At 70.1% G+C, this 25,673-nt stretch carries 22 protein-coding genes, 1 tRNA gene and 4 pseudogenes; 10 read left to right on the top strand and 17 right to left on the bottom strand.

Features of this window, described 5'->3' with window-relative positions; translation table 11 throughout:
* Nucleotides 1-192: 192 nt before the first annotated feature.
* Nucleotides 193-564, bottom strand: coding sequence for a transposase (locus ORI94_RS07495; RefSeq protein WP_266073573.1), 372 nt, complete (start codon nucleotides 562-564; stop codon nucleotides 193-195).
* Nucleotides 565-1,573: 1,009 nt separating this feature from the next.
* Between ORI94_RS07495 and ORI94_RS07500 the strand changes: the two genes are divergently transcribed.
* Nucleotides 1,574-2,308 (top strand): AfsR/SARP family transcriptional regulator, encoded by a 735-nt coding sequence (locus ORI94_RS07500; protein ID WP_266073574.1) that lies wholly within the window; start codon nucleotides 1,574-1,576, stop codon nucleotides 2,306-2,308.
* A 238-nt stretch (nucleotides 2,309-2,546) separates the two neighbouring features.
* Here the strand turns inward: ORI94_RS07500 and ORI94_RS07505 are convergent, their stop codons facing one another.
* The 11 genes from ORI94_RS07505 to ORI94_RS07555 form a co-directional block, all read right to left on the bottom strand.
* Nucleotides 2,547-3,770, bottom strand: coding sequence for a beta-ketoacyl-[acyl-carrier-protein] synthase family protein (locus ORI94_RS07505; protein ID WP_266073575.1), 1,224 nt, complete (start codon nucleotides 3,768-3,770; stop codon nucleotides 2,547-2,549).
* Nucleotides 3,767-3,997: an acyl carrier protein gene (locus ORI94_RS07510; RefSeq protein WP_055605733.1), complete on the bottom strand. Its 231-nt coding sequence runs from the start codon at nucleotides 3,995-3,997 to the stop codon at nucleotides 3,767-3,769. The genes ORI94_RS07505 and ORI94_RS07510 overlap by 4 nt, the downstream gene beginning before the upstream one ends.
* Before the next feature lie 106 nt (nucleotides 3,998-4,103).
* A complete protein-coding gene (locus ORI94_RS07515) occupies nucleotides 4,104-5,129 on the bottom strand; it encodes a beta-ketoacyl-ACP synthase III (RefSeq protein WP_266073576.1) in 1,026 nt (341 codons plus the stop codon).
* Nucleotides 5,126-6,094: a VlmB-like protein gene (locus ORI94_RS07520; RefSeq protein ID WP_266073612.1), complete on the bottom strand. Its 969-nt coding sequence runs from the start codon at nucleotides 6,092-6,094 to the stop codon at nucleotides 5,126-5,128. The genes ORI94_RS07515 and ORI94_RS07520 overlap by 4 nt, the downstream gene beginning before the upstream one ends.
* Before the next feature lie 141 nt (nucleotides 6,095-6,235).
* A complete protein-coding gene (locus ORI94_RS07525; RefSeq protein ID WP_266073577.1) occupies nucleotides 6,236-6,760 on the bottom strand; it encodes a hypothetical protein in 525 nt (174 codons plus the stop codon).
* A 227-nt stretch (nucleotides 6,761-6,987) separates the two neighbouring features.
* Complete coding sequence (locus tag ORI94_RS07530) at nucleotides 6,988-7,482, bottom strand: type II toxin-antitoxin system RatA family toxin (protein WP_266073578.1); 495 nt, start codon at nucleotides 7,480-7,482, stop codon at nucleotides 6,988-6,990.
* A gap of 6 nt (nucleotides 7,483-7,488) precedes the next feature.
* Nucleotides 7,489-8,775: an aspartate aminotransferase family protein gene (locus ORI94_RS07535; protein ID WP_266073579.1), complete on the bottom strand. Its 1,287-nt coding sequence runs from the start codon at nucleotides 8,773-8,775 to the stop codon at nucleotides 7,489-7,491.
* A 28-nt stretch (nucleotides 8,776-8,803) separates the two neighbouring features.
* On the bottom strand, nucleotides 8,804-9,940 hold the full coding sequence (locus ORI94_RS07540) for an acyl-CoA dehydrogenase family protein (protein WP_266073580.1): 1,137 nt from the start codon (nucleotides 9,938-9,940) through the stop codon (nucleotides 8,804-8,806).
* A gap of 27 nt (nucleotides 9,941-9,967) precedes the next feature.
* Entirely contained in the window at nucleotides 9,968-11,587 is a 1,620-nt protein-coding gene (locus ORI94_RS07545) for an aldehyde dehydrogenase family protein (RefSeq protein WP_266073581.1), read from the bottom strand.
* 379 nt (nucleotides 11,588-11,966) lie between these two features.
* Complete coding sequence (locus ORI94_RS07550) at nucleotides 11,967-13,385, bottom strand: MFS transporter (RefSeq protein ID WP_266073582.1); 1,419 nt, start codon at nucleotides 13,383-13,385, stop codon at nucleotides 11,967-11,969.
* 367 nt (nucleotides 13,386-13,752) lie between these two features.
* Entirely contained in the window at nucleotides 13,753-14,871 is a 1,119-nt protein-coding gene (locus ORI94_RS07555; RefSeq protein ID WP_266073583.1) for an acyl-CoA desaturase, read from the bottom strand.
* Between the two features lie 210 nt (nucleotides 14,872-15,081).
* On the opposite strand from ORI94_RS07555, the gene ORI94_RS07560 reads away from it, so the two are divergent.
* The 4 genes from ORI94_RS07560 to ORI94_RS07575 all read left to right on the top strand — a co-directional run bounded on the left by ORI94_RS07560 (nucleotide 15,082) and on the right by ORI94_RS07575 (nucleotide 18,733).
* A tRNA-OTHER gene (locus ORI94_RS07560) sits at nucleotides 15,082-15,169 on the top strand.
* 147 nt (nucleotides 15,170-15,316) lie between these two features.
* Nucleotides 15,317-16,327: a diacylglycerol/lipid kinase family protein gene (locus ORI94_RS07565; RefSeq protein WP_266073584.1), complete on the top strand. Its 1,011-nt coding sequence runs from the start codon at nucleotides 15,317-15,319 to the stop codon at nucleotides 16,325-16,327.
* Nucleotides 16,324-17,796, top strand: coding sequence for an MmgE/PrpD family protein (locus tag ORI94_RS07570; RefSeq protein WP_266073585.1), 1,473 nt, complete (start codon nucleotides 16,324-16,326; stop codon nucleotides 17,794-17,796). The genes ORI94_RS07565 and ORI94_RS07570 overlap by 4 nt, the downstream gene beginning before the upstream one ends.
* Nucleotides 17,797-17,857: 61 nt before the next feature.
* Nucleotides 17,858-18,733 (top strand): helix-turn-helix domain-containing protein, encoded by an 876-nt coding sequence (locus ORI94_RS07575; protein WP_266073586.1) that lies wholly within the window; start codon nucleotides 17,858-17,860, stop codon nucleotides 18,731-18,733.
* On the opposite strand, the gene ORI94_RS07580 is transcribed toward ORI94_RS07575, so the two are convergent.
* A complete protein-coding gene (locus ORI94_RS07580) occupies nucleotides 18,690-19,058 on the bottom strand; it encodes a nuclear transport factor 2 family protein (protein ID WP_266073587.1) in 369 nt (122 codons plus the stop codon). The two genes, ORI94_RS07575 and ORI94_RS07580, sit on opposite strands and share 44 nt — an antisense overlap.
* A 152-nt stretch (nucleotides 19,059-19,210) precedes the next feature.
* Between ORI94_RS07580 and ORI94_RS07585 the strand changes: the two are divergent.
* Nucleotides 19,211-19,861: pseudogene (locus tag ORI94_RS07585) on the top strand (transposase); the annotation flags it as partial.
* 34 nt (nucleotides 19,862-19,895) lie between these two features.
* On the opposite strand, the gene ORI94_RS07590 reads toward ORI94_RS07585, so the two are convergent.
* From ORI94_RS07590 to ORI94_RS07600, 3 genes and pseudogenes are all read right to left on the bottom strand, one after another.
* Nucleotides 19,896-20,549, bottom strand: a complete 654-nt coding sequence (locus ORI94_RS07590) for a DUF6518 family protein (RefSeq protein WP_266073588.1) — start codon at nucleotides 20,547-20,549, stop codon at nucleotides 19,896-19,898.
* Between the two features lie 312 nt (nucleotides 20,550-20,861).
* Nucleotides 20,862-21,311, bottom strand: a pseudogene (locus tag ORI94_RS07595) (transposase); the annotation flags it as partial.
* A 63-nt stretch (nucleotides 21,312-21,374) separates the two neighbouring features.
* The gene (locus ORI94_RS07600) at nucleotides 21,375-21,704 is read right to left on the bottom strand and encodes a hypothetical protein (protein WP_266073589.1); all 330 of its coding nucleotides are present in this window, start codon (nucleotides 21,702-21,704) and stop codon (nucleotides 21,375-21,377) included.
* 142 nt (nucleotides 21,705-21,846) lie between these two features.
* On the opposite strand from ORI94_RS07600, the pseudogene ORI94_RS07605 reads away from it, so the two are divergent.
* Nucleotides 21,847-22,011 (top strand): annotated as a pseudogene (locus ORI94_RS07605) (pirin family protein); the annotation flags it as partial.
* 639 nt (nucleotides 22,012-22,650) lie between these two features.
* On the opposite strand, the gene ORI94_RS07610 reads toward ORI94_RS07605, so the two are convergent.
* On the bottom strand, nucleotides 22,651-22,992 hold the full coding sequence (locus ORI94_RS07610) for a hypothetical protein (protein WP_266073590.1): 342 nt from the start codon (nucleotides 22,990-22,992) through the stop codon (nucleotides 22,651-22,653).
* Nucleotides 22,993-23,835: 843 nt separating this feature from the next.
* Here ORI94_RS07610 and ORI94_RS07620 point away from each other — a divergent pair.
* The 3 genes and pseudogenes from ORI94_RS07620 to ORI94_RS07630 form a co-directional block, all read left to right on the top strand.
* Nucleotides 23,836-24,034: pseudogene (locus ORI94_RS07620) on the top strand (hypothetical protein); the annotation flags it as partial.
* An 806-nt stretch (nucleotides 24,035-24,840) separates the two neighbouring features.
* Nucleotides 24,841-25,179, top strand: a complete 339-nt coding sequence (locus ORI94_RS07625; protein ID WP_266073591.1) for a MerR family transcriptional regulator — start codon at nucleotides 24,841-24,843, stop codon at nucleotides 25,177-25,179.
* Between the two features lie 14 nt (nucleotides 25,180-25,193).
* Nucleotides 25,194-25,523, top strand: coding sequence for a hypothetical protein (locus tag ORI94_RS07630; protein WP_266073592.1), 330 nt, complete (start codon nucleotides 25,194-25,196; stop codon nucleotides 25,521-25,523).
* Nucleotides 25,524-25,673 lie beyond the last annotated feature (150 nt).

Raw genomic sequence — 25,673 nt, forward strand, 5'->3', positions numbered from 1 at the left:
CCCCCCCCCCCCGCGCGGGGGGGCGGCGGGGGGGGGGGGGGGGGCCCCCCCGCGGGGGGGGGGGGCCCCCCCCCCCCCCCCCCCCCCCGCCCTGCTGTGTCCCGTCCCGGCGGCACTCCTCGGCTTGTCGCGCCGACCGCGCCCGGTACGGCCGACCACGGCGGCCGCCCCCGAGGCTGCTGCTACGTCGTGTCAAGCCGATCGAGGAAGCCCTTCTCCGTCCGGACGGCTCCTTTGTCCGAGGATCTTGAAGACCTGGCGGCGGACGCTGTGCTCGGGGCGTCGCTGCGCACCGCGAGGGCTCCTGCCCTCGCCGATACGGCGGGCGAGGTGCGTCTTCGTGGCGGGAGTGAGCCGCATCCTGATCAGGGTGATCGTGTGCATCGCTCGGTTCGGCCGGCGGTCGCCGCCGCGGTCGAGCCGGTGCTTGTCGGTCAGGCCCGGCGGAGCCGGGACCGGTGCGACGCCGGCGAAGGAGGCGAAGGCGGCCTCGGGACGGAACCGGCCCGGATGTGACCGGCCGACCAGGATCTGAGCTGCGGTGATCGCACCGGCGACAGGCACCTCCAGGAGCTCGGGTGCCTGTCGGCAGACGAACTGGAGGAACTCCTCCTCCAGCGCATCAGCCTCCCGTCCGCCACGCTCCGCGACGGAACTTCCACGGATCCAGGAGCCCCGGCCCGCTTGACGGAATACATAGGGGACCCCCCCAGACCTCGGACAGAGAACGGGCACGGATGAGGACCCATACGGGCATGGGCGCGGATCCGCCAGGTCGGGTCGGTATGTCGGACGGTGTTCGGAACGGGCCGGCCGCGCGCGCCGGTTCCCTTCCGGGCGAGGTCGGCGGCGGTTTCGCGGAAGCCGGGGCAGGCGGCGTGCCCGGGCAGGGTCGCCCGTGCTCCCGGGGATCCTCGGGCGGCGCGAGGTACGGGGTGCGAAGTAAAAATAATCATTACCTGAAGCGGGCACGAATCGCTTGCATAACCACAGGGAAGTCGAGTTCCCGGGCGCGAGGAATGTGGACGAAATACTTCGATTCACGTCGCGTGGACGGACGGGCTGATGGAGGAGGTCCTGTCCTGGGTGGTCCTTTGAGTGATCGGGAGTTGATGATCTGACGAATTTTCCGTCGTCAATTACCTGAGAGGTAATTGGGAAGGTATTTCCCGTCCGACGGTCGACGGGGTACCCGAATCGGTCAATCGCCGTCGTGAAGGTTTTGGTCAAGTTGGCCTGATCGGGATGTGTATTATTGTGGTTTTTCACGGAATGTTCGTGCGGGCTCGGCATCCGTACCAGGTCCAGGCTGGGGCCGTGCTGTCCGGTTAGCTTCGTGGGTGGCATTCTTCCTCTTGTGGGCACCGAGTTCTGTGGAGTCAATGGAGGAGTTATCCGTGTGACGTGATCGGAGGAAAGAAAAATGCACCATTCTTGCCGCCTCGATAAGTCGAATAAAGGGGGCGCTGCAATGTCCGCGGCGCATCCCGAACGACGCGACGCCCGCGGGGCCGGCCTGTTCTTTCGTGTCCTGGGACCGCTACAGGTGGACGCGGGAGAAGGAACCCACACGATGACCGGCAGCCTGCAGCAGGCTCTGCTGACGTCCTTGCTGATCAACCCTGGCCAACCGCTGGCCGCCAAGCAGCTCTACCGCGAGCTGTGGGGCGAGAATCCGCCGCTCACCGTCGAGAACTCGCTCCAGGCCCACGTCTACCGATTGCGCCGGACCCTCCAGAAGCTGGCCGGGCCCACCCGAACCGCCCCGGAACTGCTGACCCGCTCATCGGGATACGCGCTCGATCTGCGAGCCGACGAGATCGACACCGAGATCTTCCGGGACCTCGCCTCCCGTGCCCGGGAACACATGCGAAGGGAGCCCGAACGGGCCTACCGGATGTTCGGGGAGGCGCTGTCCCTGTGGCGCGGCGAACCGCTCCAGGGGGTCGCCCAGGGGCCCATGTGCCAGAGCACGGCTCTGGCACTGGCGGAGGAGCATCTGGCCGTCGTCGAGGACACTCTCTGGCTGGGCATGCAGCTCGCCGACCTGGGCCACACGATCAGCGAGCTGAAACGGATGAGCGCCATCCACCCCTGGCGCGAGCGGCTGACCGAGATGCTCATGCTGGCCCTCTACCGGGCCGGTCGGCAGGCGGAGGCCGTGGAGGCCTACAACAACGCCCGCCTGCGGCTCGTGAACGAACTCGGTCTGGAGCCCTCGGTCAAACTCCGCAGGCTCCTGCAGGGCATCCTCAACCAGGACCCGGCCCTGGACGTCGGAGGCCTCGTACCGGGCGCCACCTTGTGACCCCGTCCCGCCGGACGTCCACGGTCGTACCGCGTCCCGTCCACCGGTGGGACGCGGCGGGCCCACTCCGGGCCACCGGCGGCACGGCGGCACGGCGGCACGGCGGCACGGCGGCACGGCGGCACGGCGGCACGGCGGCACGGCGGAGCGAGGAGGAGGGGGAGCGGGGCCCGTCCTGCGGACACGGAGCCCGCAGGACGGGCCGGGGGGAGTGCCGGGGGCCCGGCCCGGGCCGCTGTCAGGCCCGGGCCAGGGCCAGGACGGCGTTCTGGCCCCCGAACCCGAAGGAGTTGCTCAGCGCCAGGCCGTCCGGACACGCGGTCGGGGCGGTCGCGACCTCGATGTCCAGCTCCGGATCGAGTGCCGAGAGATTGGCGGTGGGCGGCACCACGTTCTTCTCCAGGGTCAGTACCGTCAGCGCGGCCTCGACGGCCCCGGCGGCGCCGAGCATGTGGCCGGTGACCCCCTTGGTGGAGGTCACCACCGGTCCGTCGGTGAACAGCCGGCCGATCATCCGGCCCTCGGCGAGATCGTTGAGCGGTGTGGAGGTGCCGTGGGCGTTGACGTGGCCGACGTCCCCCGTACCCGCTCCGGCGTCGGCCAGCGCCGCCCGCACCGCCGCTTCGCATCCCGTGCCCGCGGGGTGCGGGCTCGTCATGTGGTGCGCGTCCGCGCTGGCGCCGTAACCGACCACCCGGGCCCGGATCCGGGCCGAGCGGGCCCGCGCGTCCGCGGCTCGCTCCAGCACCAGTACCGAGGCACCCTCCGCCGCGACGAAACCGTCCCGCTCCGCGTCGAACGGACGGGAAGCGGTGGCCGGATCGCCCTCCCGGTGCGACAGCGCCCCCATCCGGGCGAAGCCGGCCATCACCAGAGGCGTGATCATGGCCTCGCCGCCTCCGGCGAGCACGACGTCGCAACGGTTGAGGAGCAACAGGTCCCGGGCCACCCCTATGGCCGTGGCCCCCGATGCGCAGGCCGTCGCCACCACCAGATTGGGACCGGTGGCACCGAACTCGATGGCGGTCTGACCCGCCAGCATGTTGGGCAGCTGCATCGGCAGCAGCAGGGGGGAGACCCGGTGCGCCCCCTCGTCGAGCATCGTCCGGTGCTGGGTCTCGACGGTGCCGGGGCCGCCGTCGGCGCACCCCAGCACCACACCCACCCGTGCCCCGTCCCAGCCGGCCGGGTCGAGACCCGCGTCCGCCACCGCCTCGTGGGCGGCCACCAGGGTGAACCGTACGAAGGGATCGAGCCGCAGGGCCCGGCGTGCCCCCAGCAGCGCGTCGGCGTCGAAGCCGGACACCCGGCAGGACAACCGGACCGCGTTTCCCTCCAGTTCGGGGTCCAGGGCCGCGGTGGGCCGCCCGCCGAGGACACCGGCCCAGGTCCGGCCGGCGTCGCACCCGGCCGGTGTGACCAGGCCTAGGCCGGTGACCGCGACATCGGCACCTGAGGTCATGCCGAGGCGCTCCGCTCGGTCATCAGGTCCGCCATGTCACGGATCGTCGCCGCCTCCAGCAGTTCGTCGTCACTGATCTGCAGCCCCAGCTCCTTCTCCAGCAGCAGCGAGAGCTCCACGATGGCGAGCGAGTCGAGTTCGACGTCCTCGCGCGTCGCCTCCGGGGTGACCTGCTCCGGAGCGACCTTGAGCTTGCTGACCAGCATTTCCTTCAGTGTCTCGAACACGTGTCATCCTTCGCTGTCCGGTCGGTCCGCTGCGCGGCCCGACGCCGTGGTGCCGCCCGGTGCGGCGTGATGGGCAGGGGGTGACGCCGGCAGGTCGCCGCGTCCGTCAGTCGTCGACCGTCTTGAGTTCGGGCCACAGCAGGGCGGTCGCCCCCCAGGCGAGACCTCCGCCGAAGGCGGTCAGCAGCGTCTTGTGGCCGGCCGCCAGCTCTCCCCGCGCGGTCGCCTCGGCCAGCAGGACCGCGAGCGACGCCGCCCCGGTGTTCCCGGTCCGCTCGATGTTGGACAGCCGTCGCTCCGGCGGAATACCGAGTTCCTCGGCGACGGCCGTGAGGATCCGGCCGTTGGCCTGGTGCGCGGCGAACCGGTCAGCGGCGAGCGGACCGTCCCAGCCGGCCGCCGCGAGCGCCGTCCGCGAGGACTCCGTCATCCGGCCCACCGCATGCCGGAACGTCTCACGTCCCCGCATCCGGAAGAACTCCTCGCCCGGCTCGGCGGCGACCCCGGAGGACCGCTGCCGCGCCCCTCCCGCGGGCACCTCGATCAGCCCGCCGAGCGAACCGTCACTGCCCAGGACCACCCGGCCGACGGCGCCCGGCTCGTTCGGCCGCCCGGACCGCAGCAGCACGGCGCCCGCCCCGTCGGCGAAGATCACCGCGGTGCTCCGGTCGGCGGGATCGATGATCGTGGTGAAGGCGTCCGCCGCGATCAGCAGAACGTTCTCCGTCGTGCCCGAGGCGATCAGTCCCGCCGCGGTGGCCAGCCCGTACAGGAAGCCGCTGCACACCGAGGAGACGTCGAACGCGGCGACCCCCCCGAGCCCGAGCCGGTCCGCGACCAGCGGCGCCGTGGCGGGGCAGGGCTGGTCCGGGGTGGTCGTCGCGAGCACCACGGCCTCCGCGTCGCCACCGCCCGCCGAGGCCAGGGCCCGCCGGCCCGCCTCCACCGCCAGGTCCGAGGTCGTGACACCCGGCGCGATCACACGCCGGGAGGCGATACCGGTGCGCGACCGGATCCACTCGTCGGAGGTGTCGAGTCGTGCTGCCAGATCGTCGTTGGTCACCACGTCCGGCGGGAGATACCGGCCGATGCCCGCGATCACCGCCGCGGGTGCGGCGGCCCGGCCGGTCATGCGGGGCTGCCGCCGGTCAGAGCCTCCACCGGCAGCCCCATGTAGGCCATCCGGACCTCGGCCATCTCGTCCGTCCACCGCTCCGCCATGTCGTAGCGCTGCTCCGGTGTGGTGTCCAGCATCCGCACTCCCGGCCAGAGCTCGTAGTCGCCGATCAGGTCCGCCTGTTCGGCCATGCCCTGCTGGAACAGCTCCTCGCGGTGGATGACGTACTCACGGTCCGGTACCTCGTCCCACAGCTTCACCCCGGCCCGGATGATCTCCAGGATGTGGTCGCGGGACTCGGGGTTGCGCGCCAGGTGGTCACGGAGGATCGTGCTGGCCACGGTCAGATGGCGGATCTCGTCGATGCCGGTGCCCCGGGAGATCTCGCCGGTCGCCGGGGAGAGCGGGGTCCACTTGCGTTCGCTCAGTTCCGCGGCGGGGGCGAGTACGCCCTCGATGACGATGGCGAAGACGGCGACCCCGCCCATGAAGTCCTGCTTGTCGCGCACTATGTCCAGGGTGAAGTCCTCGACGGGCTGGAGGACGTCACGGCGGTAGTCGCCGGAAAGCGCCTCGATGTCCTTGAGCAACGAGTCGGCCGGCATGCCCAGTTCGACCAGATGGTTGCGGAACACCCGGGCGTGCCGGGCCTCGTCGATCAACTGGGTGGCGTAGAACTCCAGCTCGGGTATGCCGGGGGCGATCGGCACGTAGTGGCCGAGCAGCCGGGCGGCGATCTCCTCGGACAGGCTGCGGAAGCCGAACTCCAGGATCAGCGCCTCGCGCAGCGGACCCGGTTCGGTCAGGAAGCGGGGCACCGTCGCGTCCACGTGGTGGCCGCTCTCGCCCCGGTCGCGCAGGGTTCCCTGCGCGACGGAGGTGATCCAGTAGGCGAGGTCGCAGTCGTCCGGGCCCAGAGTGAGGCTCTTGGCGCCGTCGAGGAGACCGGGAGCGTCGTTCCAGTCGGCCTCACGGGCGATCGGCCGGGGGGTGCCGGCGGTCGTGGTGCTCGTGGTGTCCGGTGTGCGGTCGGTTCCGGTGGTCACAGCGGTGCCTTCTCCTTCGGTCGGTCATGGGTGTCGTGCGTCGCGGCGCGGTCGGTGCGGCGCTGCCGGGACCGGTCAGCCGACCGGCCGCGACGGGACTCGCGCCGGCACGTGGCCCACCGGAGCCGGATCGGCCGTGTGCCCGACCGGCTTGGGGTGCGCGAGCCCCAGGTCGTCCAGCAGCCTCAGATAGCCCGGCTGCCGGACGGGCTCGAAGGGCAGCGCGTAGCTCTTCATGAAATTGCCGAACAGGCCCCGGTCGCCGCAGAGATGGAACGGGATGACGAGCAGCGCCCACTCGGGCCCGATCAGCCAGCACCACAGCCCGACCACCGCACCCTGGGTGATGAGACTGTGCATGAAGTTGTACAGCGCGTAGTACGTCTTGGAGATCGGCCGGCCGTGGCTGCGCCGGAACGCGATCGCTCCCGGCAGATAGCCGATGACGTCGATGTACAGGAAGAGACCGAGGGCCGGCAGCCAGCGGATCTCGTCGTAGTGCACGATCATCAGCACGGTCGACACCGCGAGCCCCACCAGGTACTCGGCGCGGTGCAGCGAGAACGTGCGTGGTGTTTCGAAAGGGTTGGCCTGGTCCATTGCTGACTCCTTCGGGTGCCGGTCCGGGGAGGCGGACCGGAGATCGCGCTTCCTGGGTGCGGACGAGCGGAGTCCGGTGTGTGCACGTGCGGTGAGAAGGAGGACGTCGAGACGCCGGCGGTCTCTCCGGCCGCGCGGGAGGCGAGGCGGCCGGTGCCGGCCACCGGCGGTGACGCGGGCGATCCGGTGGCCGGACCCGTGCGCCGGCTCCGCGGACGGGGCCCGGCCTAGGCCGGGGTCGTGACTTCGGTCCGGGAGGAGTCCGGCCCCGCGACCCCGCCGAAGATCTCGGTGCCGGGGTGCATCCTCGCCACCGCCCAGGCGATCGTCTCCTTGACGACCCGTTCGGCTATCGGATCGAGGATGCCTTCCAGACTGGGGATGCCGAAGTCGAAGTCCGCCTCGAAGCGCACCGACACGTCCTCCCCCCGCTGGGTGAGGGTCCACACGCCGCGGAACGTGTCGAAGTCGCCCTCGGTCTGCTCGAACCGGATCTCCAGCGAGTCGACGAGGAACTCGTCCCGCTCGGTCCAGCGCAACAGGCCGCTGCGGAAGTGCAGTTCCCAGCTGGATGAGCAGTCCGGCTCGGGATGGGTCGCGTGGACGGTGGTCGACTGCACGTGCGGAGCGAGTTCGGGGTAGCGCTCCCATCGCCTGACCGAGTGGAAGACGCTCTCGGCCTTCTCGCCGGGCACCAGGGCTTCCAGCAGTACGTGTCGCATGGCGGATCATCGCCCTTCGGGCATGGTCGTCGAGTTGCGGATGAGGTCGCGGGTCGCCCTGTCGAAACCGTCGAGCAGGTGGCGTATGTCCGCCTCGTCGAGCACCGCGGGCGGAGTGAAGCGCACCACGGAACTGCCGTTCATCGAGTGGTTGGCGACGACCCCGTGGTTGAAGAGCTCGATCAGCAACTCGCCCGCCAGCCCTGCCTCGGCGAGCTCGACACCGATGAGCAGGCCCTTGCCGCGTACTTCCACGAGGAGGTCACCCAGGTTGCGGTGGGCGATCTCCGAGATGGCCGGCAGCAGCCGGGCGCCCAGCTCCATGGCCCTGGTGACCAGCCGTTCTTCCTCGATCGCCCGGATGGCGCCCTGCACCGCGGCCATGAGCAGCGGCTGGCCGGCGAAGGTGCCGGTGTGGATGTAGGGGTCCAGGTCGAACGGCTTGAAGGCCTTTCGGGTGGCCACCACCGCGGACACCGGGGCCACCCCACCGCCCAGCGCCTTGCCGGCCAGCAGGACGTCGGGGACTATCCCCTCGATGTCGGCGCCCCACCACTCGCCCAGTCGTCCGAAGCCCGACTGCACCTCGTCGAGGACGAGGAAACCGTCGTACTGGCGCACCAGCGCTTCGACCTGGCGAAGGTAGCCCTTGGGCGGGATGATGACCCCGCCCTCGCCCTGGACGGGCTCCAGGATCACGCACACCTCGCCCGGGTGGGCGGCGAGTTCGTCCCGCAGGGTGTCCGCGTCGCCGAACGGCAGGTGGGTGAAGTCCGCAAGCAGCGGCCGGAAGGGCTTCTGGTAGACCTCCTTGGCGGTGGCCGACAGCGCGCCCAGGGTCTTGCCGTGGTAGCCGCCCAGCATGGCGACGGTACGGCGGCGGCCCGAGGCCCGTGCGAGTTTGAGGCCGGCCTCCACCGCCTCGGCGCCGGACAGCGCGAAGTGCACCCGCTCCAGACCGGCGGGCACCACGGACAGCAGCGCTTCGGCGGCCCGGGCCACCGTCGGCTCCAACAGGATGCGGGTCGCGGTCGGATGGGTGTGCAACTGGCGGGCGACCGCCTCGACCACCAGCGGGTGCCGGGCACCCATCAGGAAGACGCCGTAGCCGCCGGCGTTGAGGAAGCGCTCACCGTCGCTGGTGGTGAGCCAGGCACCGGAGGACTCGACCTCCATGTGGCTGCCGAAGAGTTCGGCCACGGTGGCTCGGCCCTTGCTCAGATGAGCCCGGTACAGACCGAGGATGTGCTTTTCGGTGTCGGGGGCGGATGTCTCGGTGCTCAGGACGGTCATGACGGTGCTCCAGAGAGGGGGCGGGGGGTCAGGAGAGTTCCAGCGGGCCGCCGGTGAACCACGACAGCAGCGGCCCGGCGGCGGACGACCGGCCCGGCGGGTGGAAGGCCAGCGGGCGCACGGACGCGGCCAGGCGGGTGTGCTCCGGGCCGCGGATGAAGTCGATGCCGCCCAGCAGGTCGAGGGCCAGGTCCGCGGTCCGCACCAGGGCGCGTTGCGTGGCGTACCGCGCGACGAGGACCTCGGCGACCGCGGCCTCGCCGGTCAGCCCGTCCTGTACCGCGCGGGCCGCGCCCTCCAGTTGGGCGAAAGCCGCCTCGCTGCCGATGACCAGGGACGCGCGGTCGCCCTCGCTGCCGCGCCCGCGCTCCAGCACGGTGGCGACCAGCGCGGCCGCGGCGCCCGCGTAACCCGCCGAGATCAGCAGGGTGAAGCAGACGAACCCGGCGGTCTGAAGGTCGTCGAGCCGGCGCGGGTCCTCCGAAGAGGTACGGATGACCAGCTCGGCGGGGACGGGGGTGTTCTCCAGCCGCACCTCGTCGCTCTCCGCCGCGGCCAGCACGTCGTTGCCCCAGAAGGGGCGGACGGAGACGCCGGGGGCGTCGGCGGGCACCAGGGCCAGGGCGAGCTCGGGTCCGCTGGGGCCGGGGACGGCGATGCTCACCGTCAGCAGGTCCATCGAACCGGCCAGGCTGCACGGCTTCTTGCTGCCGGTCAGCAGGAAGCCGTCCGCGGAGGGGACGGCGGTCACGGAGGGCAGGAGGATGTTCTGCTGGGTTTTGCCCTCCGCCCAGCCGGACGCCATCAGCAGCCCTCGTGGCGCGATCCCGCTCAGCACCTCCATCTGCCGGCCCGTCAGGCGGCCGGCGGTGCTGGCGAGATCGAACAGCATGGCCGCGGTGAAGTGGTGCATGGCGGTGGCCGCGGCGAGCGACGGGGACACCGAACCGAGCGCGCGCTGGACACGGATCGCGTCCAGAAGGCCGGCCCCCAGGCCGCCGTACGGACGCGGGACCATCAGTCCGGCGCCTTCGTGCTCCCGGAAGAGCCCGATCACCGGGCTGCCGGAGGATTCCCGCTCCGCAGGGGGAATGCTCTCCAGCGCCTTGATCAGCCCCGGATGGTACTGCTGGCACAAGTCTCGGGCGGTGTCGAGGGAACGCACGGAAGACCTCCGGTCTCGGGTGTTGACTCAGCTGCCGAAGACCGCGTCGCGCGGTCGGACACCCCGCGCGACACTGACACCCTGGAGGTGCGAGGTCTTCAGCATCGGGTAGTTGGCCTCGCCGAACACGCCGCCGGTCAGGCCGGTGCCACCGTGGCTGGGCAGATACGGCAGGAAGCCGATGTGCGAGTCGTTGATCTTGAGCAGGCCGCCGTTGCCGATCCGCTGGACGAACGCGGCGATGACGGACTCCGACTCCGCCCACAGCGAGTTGCGCAGCCCGTACTCGTTGGTGTTGACGAAGTCGATCAGATGGTCCAGGAGGTCCTCGTCCCCGGCGGGGGCGAGGACGACGACGGGCAGCAGCGGGAAGAAGGTCTCCTGCCGTACCACGTCGTGCTTCCTCGCGTCGGCCAGTCCGTCGATCCTGAGGACGGTCGGCTGGAGGAAGACCCCCGTCTCGGACGGGGTGCCGTCCACCTCGACCCGGCGGCCGCCGGTCACCAGCCTGCCTCCCTGCTCGTAGGACTGACGCAGCAGGTCGAAGAACCGTTCACTGCGGCGTACCGGGGACAGCAGGACGCCGGAGTCCTCCGGGTACCCGGGACGGATGGCCTGGGCGCACGCGGCGACCTCGGCGATCAGCCGGTCCGCGACCTCGGGGTGCACCAGCACGTAGTTGGGCACCATGCAGATCTGGCCGGAGCCGTAGAACGCCTCGCAGATCGCCTCCGCGGCCCGGGGGACGTCGGCGTCGCGCCAGACGACGATGCCGTCGTTGCCGGCCAGCTCCAGGATCGGCTTCTTGCCGCGAGCCACGCACTGCTCCTGGAAGCGCAGGCCCTCGGTACTGCCACCGATGTAGAAGATGTCGTCGATGAGCGGGTCTTCGAGCCAGTGGTTCAGCGTCCGGCCGGGATTGGCGCAGATGGAGTTCAGGACCCCGGGGGGCGCGCCGATCTCCTCCAGCAGGGGGCCGACCACGTCGCGCAGCAGCCACATGGTGCTCAGGGCGATGCTGCGCGGTGCCCGCACGACCACCGCGTTGCCGGCCATGACGGCCAGCACGGCCAGCGCGGCGCTGGGCGCCGGGGCGTTCTGCGGCGGGTGGAAGGCGACGACACCGTCAGGCTGCCGGCGGACGATCAGCCGGCGGTCGCCGTAGGCGATCTCCGTGTGCATCTGCTGCCGGTACCAGCCGAGGCTCTCGTCGCTGTAGATCTGCAGCAGGCAGCTCAGTTCCCAGCGTGCCAGACTCACCGGGTGGCCCTCGGCCACCAGCATGTCCGTGAAGGTCTGCTGCTGCCGGATCAGTGCCTCGCGGAACATCGATCCCAGTCGCATCCGCCGGTCCAGCGGCACCGCGGCCCATCCGGGTGCGGCGGCGGCGGCGGCCTCACTGGCCAGGGCGATGGCGGTGTCGCCGGCGACGGCGCAGCGCCCCGCCACGTAGGGGTGGTGGGCCAGCTCCGAGTCCGGGTTCCGTTCCAGCTCCCGCTTCAGGCCGACACTCGTGAAGACGTCCTCCAGCAGGGAGCGCGATTCTACGGTGTAGACCCATTCCTCGCTGTCGACGTCTTTCCCCGCTATATAGAGTTTGTAGCTCCGTAATTTACTCTCCGGCACTCTCTCCTCCAGGGGCTGCATTTCTTCCGAAGGTTTCTCTTCGTGGATTCTGCCAGTTCGGCCTGACGTCATTCTGATACGGCCCTGACCAGGTTCTGACGGTCGTCCGTACTTCTTTTTTCTTCAATTCCGGTCTGCTCTAATTTCCTTGTGTGTCCCCCGGGTGCATGGTGATCGATGCGTTCTTCCGTGCACTGCCCGATTCGATTCGCCAAGGTTGCGCACGGAATTCACGAAAAATCTCCGTACGCAGCCCCGTCCTGGGAGAAGCCCTCATGTGCGCACACGCGAGCACCCCGTACAGCGACGGCGCGGCCGAACTCCGGCAAGCCCTCGTGTGGTTCATGGCGGCGGCCTTCGGGGTGGTCGACGACGAGGAGCCGGCCGACCCGCCGGTGGGCTATCCCTCGGCGTTCACCGGGTGGCCGGTGGCGCGGTCGGCGAGCAGGAAGACCGCCGCCGCGAGTGTCCCCATGGCCGCCGCGATCGTCGCGAACAGCATCCCCGGACCGCCGTGCTCCAGGATCGGGAGCAGTACGAACGGCAGCGCGGCGGCGGTGAGTTTGGACAGCGAGTAGGCCGTTCCCGACGCCTGGGCGCGGATCGGGGTCGGATACTGCTCGGCCAGGAACACGTGTGACGCGCTGGAGAAGACGTTGCTCACCAGCGTGTAGGCGAAGCCGCAGGCGATGACCGTCCCGGGCGAGCCGGCGAAAGCGAAGCCCAGGCCGGCCAGCGCCATGCCGGTGGCCGACAGGGCCACCAGGGATCGGCGTTCGAACCGGTCCATCAGAGGCACCGCGAGCAGGGCCCCCACCGGGTAGCCGATGAAGACGGCCGCCGAGTAGCCCAGGCCCTGGACGATGTCATACCCCTTGGCGGCCAGCACCATCGGGGCGAGCGTGCCGAAGCCGTAGTAGCCGACCGTCGAGAGCAGGCAGAGGATCCAGGACTGCACCGTCCGGCGCCGGTAGCGCGCGGAGAAGAGCTGCCGCAGGAACGGACCGATCGGCAGGGCGGACGCGGCGGGCGGTTCGTCCTGCGGCGTGTCGTGGAGCGGGTGCGCGGCGTCCCGGACGCCGGGCTCGGGCAGCTCCTTGCCGAGCCGCCGCGCCTCGTCCTCCAGGCTGGTGGTCAGAGCCTCGGCCTCCGTGTTCCGGCCGACCGCCGCGAGCCACCGCGGTGATTCGAACAGTCCCCGGCGCCACACCCACACCACCACCGAGCCGAGTGCGCCGAGCGCGAACAGCCAGCGCCAGCCCGCCACGCCGAGGGGTTCGAGGGGCACCAGCCACATGGCCGTCAGGCCCACCGCGGGCACTCCGCAGAAGCCGATGGTGTACGCCCAGGCCATCAGCCGGCCGCGATGCCGTGCGGGCAGGACGTCGGCGAGGTAGCTGTCGCTGAGCGTCTGTTCGGCGCCGATCCCGATGCCCGCGAGGAACCGGGTGGCGATCAGCCAGCCGACGGAGGGCGAGAAGGCCCCGGCCAGCGAGAAGAACGAGTAGACCGCCAGGTTGATCAGGAACGCCTGGCGCCGCCCGAAGCGGTCGGCGAAGCGGCCCATCAGGATCGCCCCGAAGAACTGGCCGAGGAACACGGAGGCGAGGACCAGCTTCACGTCGGTCGCAGAGAGGGCGAAGTCCGAGTGGAGCACCTGCGACAGGGTGCCGGAGAGGTTGTTCTCGTACATGTCGAACAACAGGCCGACGCCGATCACGGTGGTGATCCGGCGGTGCGTGGGCAGGACGGGAAGACGGTCGAGCCGTTTCGCGACCGACGCGGTCGGTCTGACCGCCCCGGAGGTGTCGTGGGACATGGTGATGCGCTGACCTTTCCTGCGGGAGGGGCTCGGGGAGGCACGGTGGGGGAGGGCGCGGGGGCGATGGTGTGCGGCCGGGGGCGCCGTCGGCGGGGGTGCACTCCAGCGACTCGGAGGCACGGCTGCCGGTGGCCGGTGGCTCCGTGGCCCGGCGACCCGGTGCCTCGTGAGCCGGTGGACTGGTCGTCCATCGGCGCCGGGCGCCCTACGGTCCGCGGGACCGGCCGCGGGACGGGGCGCGGCGGGGAGCGGTCGTGTCACCGCGGGCGCGAGCCGGACGGCGCCGGCCGCGGGGGCGGGCCGACCGGGCACGGTGAAACCCGGCGCTCGGCATCGATGCGCCGGGTCACCGAGAAGAACCGGATCAGGAGGCGGCGCGCTCCTCGCGGGCCGGCGCGCTGACCTCGTGCAGGAAGGTGGCGACCTCGCGGTAGGAGGCCCAGAAACCCACTTCGTGGTAGGGCATCCCGCGTTCGGCGCAGTACTCCCGGGTCAACTCCCTCGCCCTGCGCAGACTCCTCTGCGGCATCGCGGGGAACAGGTGGTGTTCGACCTGGTAGTTGAGCCCTCCGTAGAGGAAGTCCATCAGCAGGGAAGGCCGGATGTTGCGCGAGGTGAGCACCTGGCGGGCCAGCCAGTCCAACTCCTCCCGCTCACCGTCCCGCACTGCCATGCCCTTGTGGTTGGGGGCGAAGATCAGCCCGAAGTAGACCCCGAGGACAGCCTGCTGCACCAGGATGAACACCACACCGAGCACCACCGGCAGCACCACGAACACACAGGTCAGGTAGATCGCGGCGCGCAGCACGATCAGCGCCACCTCCAGCCAGCGGCGGCGCACCTCGTTCCTCGCCAGCGTCGTCACCGCCGTCCGCTGCATCTTGTACGACTCCAGCACCAGCAGGACGAAGAAGAGCACCGACTGGTACCGCACGATGAAGCGACCGCGCCGGCTGCGGCTCGAGTACTGCTTCATGTCGAAGATCGCGGTCCGCCGGCCGATGTCCGGGTCCATCTCCAGGTGGTTGGGGTGGCTGTGGTGCCGGTTGTGGTGGTTGACCCACCAGCCGTAGCTCACCCCGTTGACGAGGTTCGCGTGGATGTACCCCATGAGCGAGGCCGTCCAGTGGGTGCCGAACATGGACTTGTGACCGGCGTCGTGCCACATGAAGGCGCTCTGCGCGCCGCACAGCCCCATCCACACCGCCACCAGCAGTTGCAGCCAGCTGTCACCGAGTGTGAAGAACGCCGCGAAGCCGATCGCGAGCAGCGCCGTGTTCAGCGCCAGCTTGCCGACGTAATAGCCCCGGGCGGGGTCCAGCAGCCCTTCGGCCTTGACCCGCTGCAGCAGCTCGGCGAAGGTCGCCGAGGCGCCCACGGTGCCGACCGGAGCGTCGCGGACCCTTCCGGGTACGGCAGCCAGGGGCTTCGTGGGGCCCGCCCCCGAACGCTCGGCCAAGGCATCCTCGTGAGGTGATTGCATACCTCTTTCTCCTTGCAAGAGACGGTCCGTCAGGAATGACGGGACGGGGTCTCATGGTCAGACGGGCTCCTGACGGTGCGCTGACCGGTCCCTGACCGGACTTCGCCGCCGCCGGGTCCCACCCGTCAGGGCCTCGTCAGCAGCACGTCAGGGCGGTCCGGCAGAGTCGTTCTCGTAGCCGGCACCGGAGGAATCCGGAGCCGGGCTCCAGGAGAGGTGCCCGGAGCGGCTTATCGGGGACCGGCTCGCCGGTCGGGTGGCTAGCCCGCCTTCACAGGTTCGAATCCTGTCCTCTCCGCCGGACTGTCGTGCCGTCGCACCGCGTGGGCAGCGCGGAACGACGTGCCGCGCCCCGGGTGCGTCCGCACCGTGGGCGCGGTCGAGGCGTGCGCCCACGGTGCGAACGCTCTCGCACCGCTCGCTCTTCGACGGGAGCCTCGTTCTCATGACCACCTTCACGGCGACGCCGCCCCGGCATGCCGTCGTCATCGCCAATCCGACCGCAGGGACCATGGACGACGTCCTCCTCGACGGCGTCCTCGCCCTGTTCGCGGAAGCGGGCAAGGAGGTGACGCTGCGCCGCACACGACGAGTGGGCGACGCAGCGGCCGCCGCCCGGGCCGCCTGCGAGCGACGGGATCCGGCCGCGGACCTGATCGTCGCGGTCGGCGGCGACGGCACCGTGCACGAAGTGGTCGACGGCATGACTCGCGCCCGCCCGGACCGGCCGGGCCCCGGCCCGGCCCTGGCCGTCGTCCCGGCCGGCACCGGCAACTCCGGCTACCTGATGCTCTGGGGCGAACGCCCCTGGCGGGAAAGCCTGCGCGACGTGCTGGCCGGGGACGCCGCGCGGCGCCGGCTCGATCTGGCGCGGGTCGCCGAGACCGGCGCGAAGGTCTTCCTCGGTGCCTGCTCCGGCGTCATCGCGGACGCGCTGCGAGTGGCCCGCTCGGTCCCGCTCAGCGGCCGGGCCCGCTACGCCCGAGCCTTCGCCGAGACGGCCGAGGCCTTCACCCCGTACCCCGGGCGGGTGACCGTCGACGGGACCGTGCTGCACGAGGGCGGCACGGTCCTCGCCAACGTCGGCGGCGGTCGCCACCGGGGAGGCCAGTACCGGGTACTGCCACGCTCCGAGTACGACGACGGGCTGCTCGACGTGTGTGTCATCGACGCGAGCGTTCCCCCGCCACTGGTGCCCGAACTGACCCGGAACGGGGAGCACCTCGGCAGTCCCGGGGTCTTCTACGGACGTGGTCGCCGCGTCGTCGTCGAGCGGCTGGACGGAGTGCCGCTCTGCTTCGAGCACGACGGCGAACTTCAGCCGCCCACCCTGCGGCGCATCACCCTGGAGGTGCTGCCGGCGGCGCTGCCGGTGTGGGGCGGCCGCGGTGCCGCCGAGTTCTCCGCCGGCCACTCCCGCGCGGGCGCCGGACTCGACACCGCGGACCCGGTGTGACCGCGCTGACAGGCCTGTGCGAATGGGCCGCCGGACTGGAGTACGAGGCCATCCCGGAACGCGTGCGCCGGCTCGCGACCAGCCAGGTGCTGTCGCAGGCAGCAGCCATCCGCACCGGACTCGACCACCCCCTGGGACAGCGGCTGGTCAAGGCGTTCGGACGGCCGTTGCAGGACGACGCCCGGCAGAGCGCCGCTGTCCTCGCCGCGCTGGGCTCGTGGTTGAACCTCGACGACACCGCCTACGCGGGGCACCTGTCCAATTCCACGGTCGCCGTGCCCCTCGCGTTCGCCCACGGTCTCGGCCTGGACGGTGCCCGCCTGATCACCGCGGTGGTGGCCGCCAACGAGTGCGCGGCCCGCATGACCGCGGCGGCGACCCTGGGCCCGCTGCGGGGGCAGAGCGCCGTCCACACCCACCTGGCCGGCGCAGTCAGCGGCCGGTCGCACTGCGAGGGCGCCGACGCGGCCCACTGGACCGACGCGCTCGCTCTGGCCTTCGCGATGCCCCACCGGCCCCTGATGCGGGCCTTCCTCGCCAGCGACGCCCGGCTCCTGAACACCTTCACCCCGGTCCGCGCCGGCCTGGACGCCTGCGACGCCGCCGCCGCAGGTCTGCGCGGCGCACCGGACCTGATGGAGCACCCGGACGGCTTCCTGGCCGCCTTCTCCGATGTGCCGCTGGTCGGGGCGCTCACCGACGGCCTCGGCAGCCGCTGGTACACGGAGACGCTCTCCTTCAAGATGCGCCCCGGTGGTCCGGGCATCGACGCCGCCGTCGACTGCGCCCTCGAACTCCACCAGGACCTGGGCCGCGTCGATGTGGACTCGGTGACCGAAGTGGTGGTGGAGGCATCGCTGTACACGCTGTTCGCGGGCCGCACGGCCGAGCGCTACGTCACCGGCCCCGACGCCCCGCTGGGCGCGCTGGTACTGCACACGCCGTACCCGGTGGCGACCGCGCTGCTGACCGGCCGGCTCGGGACGGCGGACTTCGAGCGCCCCCTGCTGGCCGATCCGGACCGCTGGCGTCTGGCCGACCGCGTCCGGGTCGTGCACGACCCGGAACTCACCCGCGCCCTGTTCCGGTCGCAGGCCCCCTTCGGCGAGGCGGTCCGGACGGCGGGGGACGCGGCGGGACCCTGGCTCCGGGCGTTCGGCGGGCCGGAGACCGAACTGCTCGCACGGCAGGCGAACGAAGGGCTGGGGCCGTCCGACTTCTCCCGGTCCACCAAGACGACCGGGGCCCGGGTGAGCGTGCGTCTCCGGGACGGCCGCCTCCTGACGCGGGAGCGTCTCATCCCGCTGGGCGCCGCCGGGCCGCACACGCGTGAGCACCACGCGGAACTGGTGCGGCAGAAGTTCACCGCGCTGTGCGGCGGAGCCGACCCGGCCCGGGCCGCCGAGGGCCTGGCCGCCATGGACGCCGCGCAGTTGCGCCGGTGGACGGCGCAGGTGCTCGCCGGCTGAGCACCGCTGGGCCGAATGTTGGCATATTCCAATGGCAAAGAGAATGCGCTAAAGTTAATGCATGCGCTATAACGGATGGTACGCCGGGTGCAGTCAGGACGTGGGGACCCTGTTGCGTGAGTGGCGGAAAAGGCGTCGTATGAGTCAGCTCGAACTCGCCTCCAGGGCGGGCAGTTCGGCGCGGCACATCAGCTTCATCGAGACGGGGCGGGCCAGCCCGAGCCGCAGCATCCTGTTACGGTTAGCGGACCACATGGACATTCCTATTCGCGAACGCAATGTCCTGTTGATGGCCGCTGGATTCGCCCCGTTCTTTCCCGAGAATTCCTTCACGGAAACGGAAGATCTCAGCATTGTGCGCGAGGAGCTGAAGCGGCTGCTCGTCGCCTACGAGCCCAATCCGGTCTTCATCCATGACGCGCAGTACCGCGTCATCGAGGCCAACCGCTCCTTCCACGCCCTGGTGTCCGACGTGGCGGAACATCTCCTGCTGCCGTCACCGAACGTCATGCGGCTGACCATGCATCCCGAAGGGCTCGCGCCCCGGATCCACAAGTATCCCCTCTGGCGGGCGCACTTGCTGGGACGGTTGCGTCACCAGCTGACCATGAGGGGTTCGGCGCCTCTGAGGGAGCTGTACGAGGAAGTGAGCCGTTATCCGGCACCCCCGGCCTGGCGCGGTGAGGACACCGGACCGGACCGGGACGACGCCTTCCGCTTCCCCTTCGCGCTGCCGCTGCTGCTGGAGCACGAAGGGCAGGTGCTGTCCTTCGTGTCGGCGGTGATGAGCCTGAGCGCACCCACCGAGGTCACTGTCTCCGAGCTGGAGGTCGAGGTCCTCCTGCCCGCCAACCCGGAGACCGCGCAGGCGCTTCAGGTGATGGGAGAGAGGATCACGCGGACGGAACGCGGTCGAGGAATCCGCTCACCGATTTGATCCGTCCGTCCTCCGCCAGTGTGATCACGTCGGAGCCTCCCGCCGGGGACGACCCGTCGGCCGTCGACACCAGGTCCCACGAGAAGCGCGCGATGTGGTGATTGCCGTCGACCTCGCCCTTGAGCCGGAACTCGAAGCCGGGGAACTGCTCGTGCGCGCCCTCGATGGCCGCCTGGATGCCCTCGTGCCCCTGGACGTCCGCCAGCGGGTCGGTGTACGTGCCGTCCTCGGTCCACGCCTCGGCGACGGCCTTGGCGATGGCCTCGGAGCCGACGGCGTTCCAGGCGGCCAGGTACCGGCTGACGGCGTTGTTGTACTGCGTCACGGAGTGCGTCCCTTCGGGAATGACGGAGCGGACCGACGTCGTGCGACGACGCCTGATCCAACTCTCCATCGAGCTGCCCGATCGGTCGATTACCCCTGGGGTAATGAGGAAAGCGGTCGGCTCTCCCGGAGGCATGGGTGAGAAGGGGGGAGATGCCCGACCGCGAGAGGGTCCCTCTGGAGTCCTGGCTGCGCGAACATCCTGGTGCCGAAATCGTGTGCCGCGACGGCTCGGCCACCTACGCCGAGGCCATCCGCCGCGCCCTGCCCGACGCGGTGCAGGTCAGCGACCGATGGCACCTCTGGCGCAACCTCTGCGACAAAGTCCGGCTCGAGGTCCGCGCGCACACCTGATGCTGGGCCACCATCAATCCGACCCGCCCCGGTGGAGTACGCGAGCAGACCACCCGCGAACGCTGGAACAAGATCCACGACCTCCTCGGCCAGGGCGTCGGCCTGCTCGACTGCTCCCGCCGCCTCGGAGTGGCCCTGAATACGGTCAAACGCTACGTCCGCATGCCCAAGCCCCGGGCTCTGCGCATCGCCCCCGCCCGCCGGCCCACCCTCGTCGCCCCCTACCGCGACCATCTGCGCGCCCGCCGCGCGGCCGAACCGGCAGCTCCTGTCACCCAACTGCTGGGAGAGACAAGGGAGCTGGGCTACACCGGCAGCGTGAACCTCCTGGTCCGCTGCCTCAACCAGGGCCGCGCCGAAGGCGACCGCCCCGTCACCACCCCACGTCACGCCAGCCGCCGCCTGCTCACCGACCCCGAAAACCTGCGCCCGAAGGAAACGACCCTGCTGGAGAAGGGATGAAACATTGGACGAAAACGACCTCTCAGCTGGAAACCGCTTGGAGGGGCAATATGACGATCGAGTAAGCCAGGAGCGCACAAGGCACCGCTGTCACCAGGGTGAGGGCACGCTCCTGGTACGTTCGGGCCATGACCAGCGGGATGAGAGCAAAGACCGCGAAGCAGGCCACCGCCTGGGGTGTGTAGTGCAGGTCCCAGGCGTACATGACTCCTTCCATCCCGAAGAGTCCGGAGAGCGCAGCGAGGCCGACGATGCGGCGCCGCGCATCCTTGCCGCATCGCCACCACTGTCCCGCGATGCCGAATAGCGGCCCCGCCACACATGCCATGGCGAGCCAGATCAGCGGGAAGATCGGCGAGCCCATGCCCTCGCGGCCGAACTCGGCATAGCCGTAGTACCCCACGACGAGTCCGGCCTCCGCGACCAGCCCGCCGACTGCGGCCTGGAGCAGAGTGTTCCGGCGCGCGAGCAGGGCTCCGGCGACGAAAGCCGAGGCAGACCATATGGCACCGGAGTTGGCGAGCTGGTTCCAAGCTCCCGGAAGCCATCCTTGGGCCAGGTTGGTGAGGACTCCCAGCAGCAGTCCACCTGCTGCTGCGGCTGCCAGAGCGGCGCTCCGCCCGCTGGTGGCACTGCTGGGTTCTGCCAGCTTCTCAGGGGCGTCGGTTGTCGCCATGTTGGCCTCCGCATTCATCGTTGGACTTGCCACAGTCGAGCTCAGCGCACTATACACATGATGTATAGATGCGATGCATAGCTACGGGGTTGCCACCCGGAATATGCGATCCGCAGTCACAGGTCAGTAGAAGAGCAAGTGGGTGCGGCGGGCTCTGAGTTGATGGGGCAGCGATGACCACGGCGCAGGCGGAAGCCTGAGCCGTGTTTGTGGTCGGCGTAGGGGGGAGCGCGCGCGTGTGCGGTCGGCTCGGCAGGAGGTGATACCGCCAGGCCGGCTCTCACGGTTCAGAGGTCGTTTTCGTCCGATGTTTCATCCCGAGATGACAGGTTCCGTGGTCTTCTTCGGGTCGCGCCAGGAGATGGTGTTCTCGCTGGTGAGGCGGCGGGCCGTGAGGTCGGTCATGGCCATGTGGATCACGGCTTCGGAGCGGGCGGGCAGGGTTTCGTAGTCGCGGGCGAGGCGGCGGTGGAGCATGAGCCAGCCGTAGGTTCGCTCGACCGCCCAGCGCTTCGGGATCGGGGTGAAGCCTCTGCTCCCGGGCTTGCGGGCGGTGATCTCCATGTCGATGCCGAGGGTGGCGGCATGCTCGACGAGGTGCCGGCGGTAGCCGCCGTCGGCCCACACCTTGCGGATGCCCGGGTGGTCGGTGGCGACCTGGTCGAGCAGTGCGGTCCCGGCGACGGAGTCCTGCACGCTGGCCGCGGTGACCAGGACCGCCAGGAGCAGACCCGGGGCGTCGGTGACGATGCTTCGTTTCCTGCGTCTTTACCAGCTCACCTGCACTGCAACCGAGCGCTCGGCGAATCCACCGATAAACAGGCATCACGGATGAAAACGACCTCTTAGTCGCGGCAGCAGGTGGATATTGAGCAGCGGCTCCAGATGCACCACCGACGCCGGCCCCAGGCCCCGCTGCCCGGCCTTCCACTGGGCGGCGTACTCCTCGAACCGCACCGCCCCGTACTTCGCGATGCGCTCAGCCCTCTCCTGCCCCCGCGGCGCCGCCTTCTTCGCGTCGTAGACCTCCGCCAAACGCGCAATCGCCCTGTCCTGGGTCGCAAACCCGGACTCCTTCACCTGCTTCCCGGCCGCAGACCGATACCGGATCCTGCGGGTGAGGGCGCTTCGACCACCGCGACCGCGGATGCTCACACTCCTTGAAAACGACCCCACCCCACGAACCAGGGCGGTGGAACTCGCGGTTGCCGACTCCTCCGGGACCGATGCTGACAGTTTGCTAACCGTCGGCGGTCCGGAACGCCATTGACCTGCACTAATGCGCGCAGGGTTCGCTATGTTCTGGAACTGGATCGGCCGCACCCAGGAAGAGATCGAACAGGCCCGCCGGGACTGGACGGAAGGTACCCGCTTCGGCGAGGTGAAGGGCTACGACGGCGCCCCGTTGACGGCTCCCGAACTGCCGCCGGTACCACTGAAGCCGCGAGGGAGGCTCCGTTGACCTTGCGGGAAGTTTGATTTCTGGTGGTCGGTGGGCTGGGGGTGGTCGGGCGTCGCCTCCCGCTTTTCGGTCGTGCGAGGGAGGGCGACTGAGTGGAGCGCGGATCCGGGTCGGGCGGCGGACGATTTCACGGAGCGGCCGTCCGTCAGTGGCCGTGCCAGTACTTTTGCTGACCTGTCGCCGACTTGCCTGACGCCTCGTCAGTTGTGATTGGCGCGCTCCTTTCACAGCTCCGTCACGAGCGGCGGCCTTCGGGGATTAGGTGATCAGGAGTGCGTGGTCCGGGCTCCGCGGTGACGGCTGAACGCGATGGGTCTCCCGAGATGCCGATGTGCCGATGCGTGACTAGGCTCACTGAGTGAATGCCGTAAGCGCGGCACGCCCGACCGGCCGAATGGTTCCCGAACCGAGCGGACCAAGGCCACAGTGATCGCCCGCGTGTACCGACGGGGGCCCTGGAGGCGTCGGCGGTCGAGCCCGTGCACCGGATCGGCATGCAGTGACGTTCGAAGCCCCTGTCGCAACCTTTGTTTGCGGCTGCGGCCATCCATTCCCGTACTCCCTTTCGGAACGAGGGAGACGATGGAGCGAAAGGTATTTCCCATGCGAACACAACGCGCGAGGCGCCTCGCCGCGGCGTCAGCCGCAGGGCTGCTGATGGCCGGCGGTGTCGCCGTCGGCACAGCAGGCACCGCTTCGGCCTCCTCTCAGGGCTACAGTCACAGCCAGTACTGCGAGGACGACCGCTCCGGGTGGGACAACGACTGCCACGACGACAACGGTCGTGGTGGTAACGCCGATCACAGCGATCACGACGACAACGGTCGTGGTGGTAACGGCGATCACAGCGATCACGGCGACAACGGTCGTGGTGGTAACGGCGATCACAGCGATCACGACGACAACGGTCGTGGTGGTAACGCCGATCACAGCGATCACGGCGACAACGGTCGTGGTGGTAACGGCGATCACAACGGCCATGACGACAACGGTCGTGGTGGTAACGGCGATCACGACGGCAAGGACTGATAACACACCGGCCGCAACGCGATGTGCGGTCCCCCCCCCCCCGGGGGGCCGCACATCACGCCGCCTTGGTTTGAATCAGCAGAGAAAGTCGTAACTCGCAGAAGGGCTCTGCCCGGTTCCATCTCGGTCCACGCTCATCAGCACGCCGCCGGGCCCCAGCAGCTCCGCCACCAGTACCGTCCAACACCGTCCAGTGCCTCAAAAAGAGCCGTACGAAGATCAGTTAACATGCGCCTGGGCCCGTTCCTGGTGGAGGCGGTGCGTCAGGCGAAGCCCTCGGCCGCTTTCGAGGCGGGCCGACCACGGAGGTTCATCTGAGCGCGGACGGTAGGTGCCGACCGCTCTCGCTGAGCGTCGCGCCAGGGCGGCGGGCGGGCTGTACCCGGTTCCAACCGGTCACGGGCAAGATCTTCCTCTCCCGGTCCGGCGCGGTCCGCGCGTGCACCTGCTCCGGCCCGACCACTTCGACCCGCTCCACCCTGGCCTGATCACGAGGCGCCGTCCTCCTCGCGGCGCAGACCTCCGTCAAACGCGCAACGGCCTCCTTCTGATCCGCGAAACCGGACTTCTCCAGATGCTGCCCCACCGTCGGCCGGTGACGAATCTTGGTACGGGTGCGGACGCCTCCTCCCCCTGTGACCGCGCGTGCCCGCAGTCCCTGGAGAACGGCCCCGTCCGCGAACCAACGAACCAGAAGGCGTGGCTTGCTGACCTCCGACGGCCGATGCGGACGGTCTGCTGAGGGGCAAGGGTGCAGGATGCCTCTGAACCGCAGAAATGTGCGCAGTGTTCGCTATGTTCCGGAACTGGATCGGCCGGACCCGGGGGGTCGCACAAGCTCGCCGGGACTGGGTGGAAGGCACGCGGTTCGGCGAGGTGAAGGTGTACGGCGGAGCTCCCCTGCCTGTCCCCGAGCTGCCGGCCGGTACCGCTGAAACCGCGAGGAAGGCTCCGCCGACCGCCGACCGCCGACCGCCGACCGCCGACCGTCTGAGTACCGGTGGTTGGCGGGCGCGGGAGTCCGGTGCTCTCTCCGTCGTCTTGCGAAGAGGTGGCAAGGCGTGAGAGGAGCGGCGCACCGTGGGTCCCCTCCATCGGGCCGCCCCGGCACCCCCTTGACCCGGCAGGCCCGATTGCCTCACTGCCGAACACGCGAAAATCTGCATCAGTGGGAGTAGACATTGGGTGGTGGTGTGGTTATGGTTTCTCTCGTAGTCGAGATCGGCAAGGCCCGGCAGACATGAACTGCCGGGCAGCAGTACACGCAGTTGCAGTACGCAGGACGGTGCGGTGGTGGAGTTCCGAAGCCAGAGCGGTTGCAGGACGGCGACGGGGCTGACGACCGGACCGGGTGGCCCGCGGTGATCAGGGGCCGCCGTGAGCAGTACCCAGCAGCGAAGTCAGCGAGCAGTACCTCGGTGAAGGCGTCGGCTGCGGACGCGCGCACCGGGAAGTTCGGCAGTGGGTTTTCAAGCCGGAGTAGTTCGCATCACCAGCAGTACGTAGGAAAGCAGTACCGGCAACAGGCAAGTGATCGATCCCAGAGGGAAGAAACGGAGGAGCCAGGCGCCATCAGGATCGCCCGGGCGGAAGTCCGAGCCCGGGTACCGCAGGACATCGATAGTGAGGTGGTCTCCGGTCGAGCAACCGCGATCCCCGCACCCCCGACAGCGCTCAGGTCGGGTCCGCGGAAACAGAAGGCCGGCGCAGTACCAGGGCCGGCAGATGGTGTAGCAGTTCCTTCGGGGCCCTGGTGCCATTGGCACCAGGGCCCCTCCACGCATTCCACAGAGAGGTGCGATGACAGCAGACGACTCGTTCGGCCGTCTCGATGACGACGACTACCCCGCCTACACGATGGGCCGGGCCGCCGACATACTCGGCACCACCCCCGGCTTCCTCCGCGCCGTCGGAGAAGCCCGGCTGATCACCCCGCTCCGCTCTCCGGGCGGCCATCGCCGCTACTCCCGCTACCAACTGCGCGTCGCCGCGCGTGCCCGGGAACTCGTCGACCGGGGCACCCCCGTCGAGGCCGCCTGCCGCATCGTCATCCTCGAGGACCAGCTCGAGGAAGCCCAGCGCATCAACGCCGAACACCGACGCGCCGCCGCGTCGGCGAACCCCACGGCAGCAGCCTGAGGCGGCCGCGACCCGTGATCTTCCCGGCAGCTTCCTCGCTGCCGCGCACGCACATCGCCCGGAACGCTTCAGCGGTTCTCGAATACCTCGCCCGCCACGGTGCCGGCGGCCTCGCCGACACGGCCCCGCCGAAGGCCGACCGCAAGCAGCGGGGCCTTGAGCAGGGACGGGCCGGCACCACGCGAGTCCCTCGTGTGGTGCCGGTGATGCACCGGCGAACAGCCACCCGCTACCTCCGCCCGGCCCACCACACCACGAACGGCATGGACGTCGCCGTCCTCCCCACCTGGACGCAGGGCCCCGCCGCCGCGCCCGAGCGGCAGTCCGCCCCTCGACTCGCCTGACTCGCAGTCAGTCGAACCGGGGACGGGAGCCTGTCGCGCCGCCCCCGTCGGAGCGCCTGAGCGGACGCGGTGGCGCCGGGCGCCGGCCCCGCCGCCGGGCGCCGGCCCCGCCGCCGGGCGCCGGCCTCGCCGCCGGGCGCCGGCCTCGCC

Origin of the sequence: Streptomyces sp. NEAU-W12, assembly GCF_026242095.1 — a bacterium.
Lineage (GTDB): Bacteria > Actinomycetota > Actinomycetes > Streptomycetales > Streptomycetaceae > Streptomyces.

Bases quoted from the DNA above. Each gene is read 5' to 3' on its own strand.
- ORI94_RS07610 (WP_266073590.1), bottom strand. From the start codon at position 22,992: ATGGCCGTTGTGATCGCCGTTACCACCACGACCGTTGTCGCCGTGATC.
- ORI94_RS07500 (WP_266073574.1), top strand. From the start codon at position 1,574: ATGACCGGCAGCCTGCAGCAGGCTCTGCTGACGTCCTTGCTGATCAAC.
- ORI94_RS07525 (WP_266073577.1), bottom strand. From the start codon at position 6,760: ATGGACCAGGCCAACCCTTTCGAAACACCACGCACGTTCTCGCTGCAC.
- ORI94_RS07575 (WP_266073586.1), top strand. From the start codon at position 17,858: ATGCGCTATAACGGATGGTACGCCGGGTGCAGTCAGGACGTGGGGACC.
- ORI94_RS07565 (WP_266073584.1), top strand. From the start codon at position 15,317: ATGACCACCTTCACGGCGACGCCGCCCCGGCATGCCGTCGTCATCGCC.
- ORI94_RS07545 (WP_266073581.1), bottom strand. From the start codon at position 11,587: ATGCAGCCCCTGGAGGAGAGAGTGCCGGAGAGTAAATTACGGAGCTAC.
- ORI94_RS07535 (WP_266073579.1), bottom strand. From the start codon at position 8,775: ATGACCGTCCTGAGCACCGAGACATCCGCCCCCGACACCGAAAAGCAC.
- ORI94_RS07590 (WP_266073588.1), bottom strand. From the start codon at position 20,549: ATGGCGACAACCGACGCCCCTGAGAAGCTGGCAGAACCCAGCAGTGCC.
- ORI94_RS07515 (WP_266073576.1), bottom strand. From the start codon at position 5,129: ATGACCGGCCGGGCCGCCGCACCCGCGGCGGTGATCGCGGGCATCGGC.
- ORI94_RS07625 (WP_266073591.1), top strand. From the start codon at position 24,841: ATGACAGCAGACGACTCGTTCGGCCGTCTCGATGACGACGACTACCCC.
- ORI94_RS07530 (WP_266073578.1), bottom strand. From the start codon at position 7,482: ATGCGACACGTACTGCTGGAAGCCCTGGTGCCCGGCGAGAAGGCCGAG.
- ORI94_RS07550 (WP_266073582.1), bottom strand. From the start codon at position 13,385: ATGTCCCACGACACCTCCGGGGCGGTCAGACCGACCGCGTCGGTCGCG.
- ORI94_RS07555 (WP_266073583.1), bottom strand. From the start codon at position 14,871: ATGCAATCACCTCACGAGGATGCCTTGGCCGAGCGTTCGGGGGCGGGC.
- ORI94_RS07505 (WP_266073575.1), bottom strand. From the start codon at position 3,770: ATGACCTCAGGTGCCGATGTCGCGGTCACCGGCCTAGGCCTGGTCACA.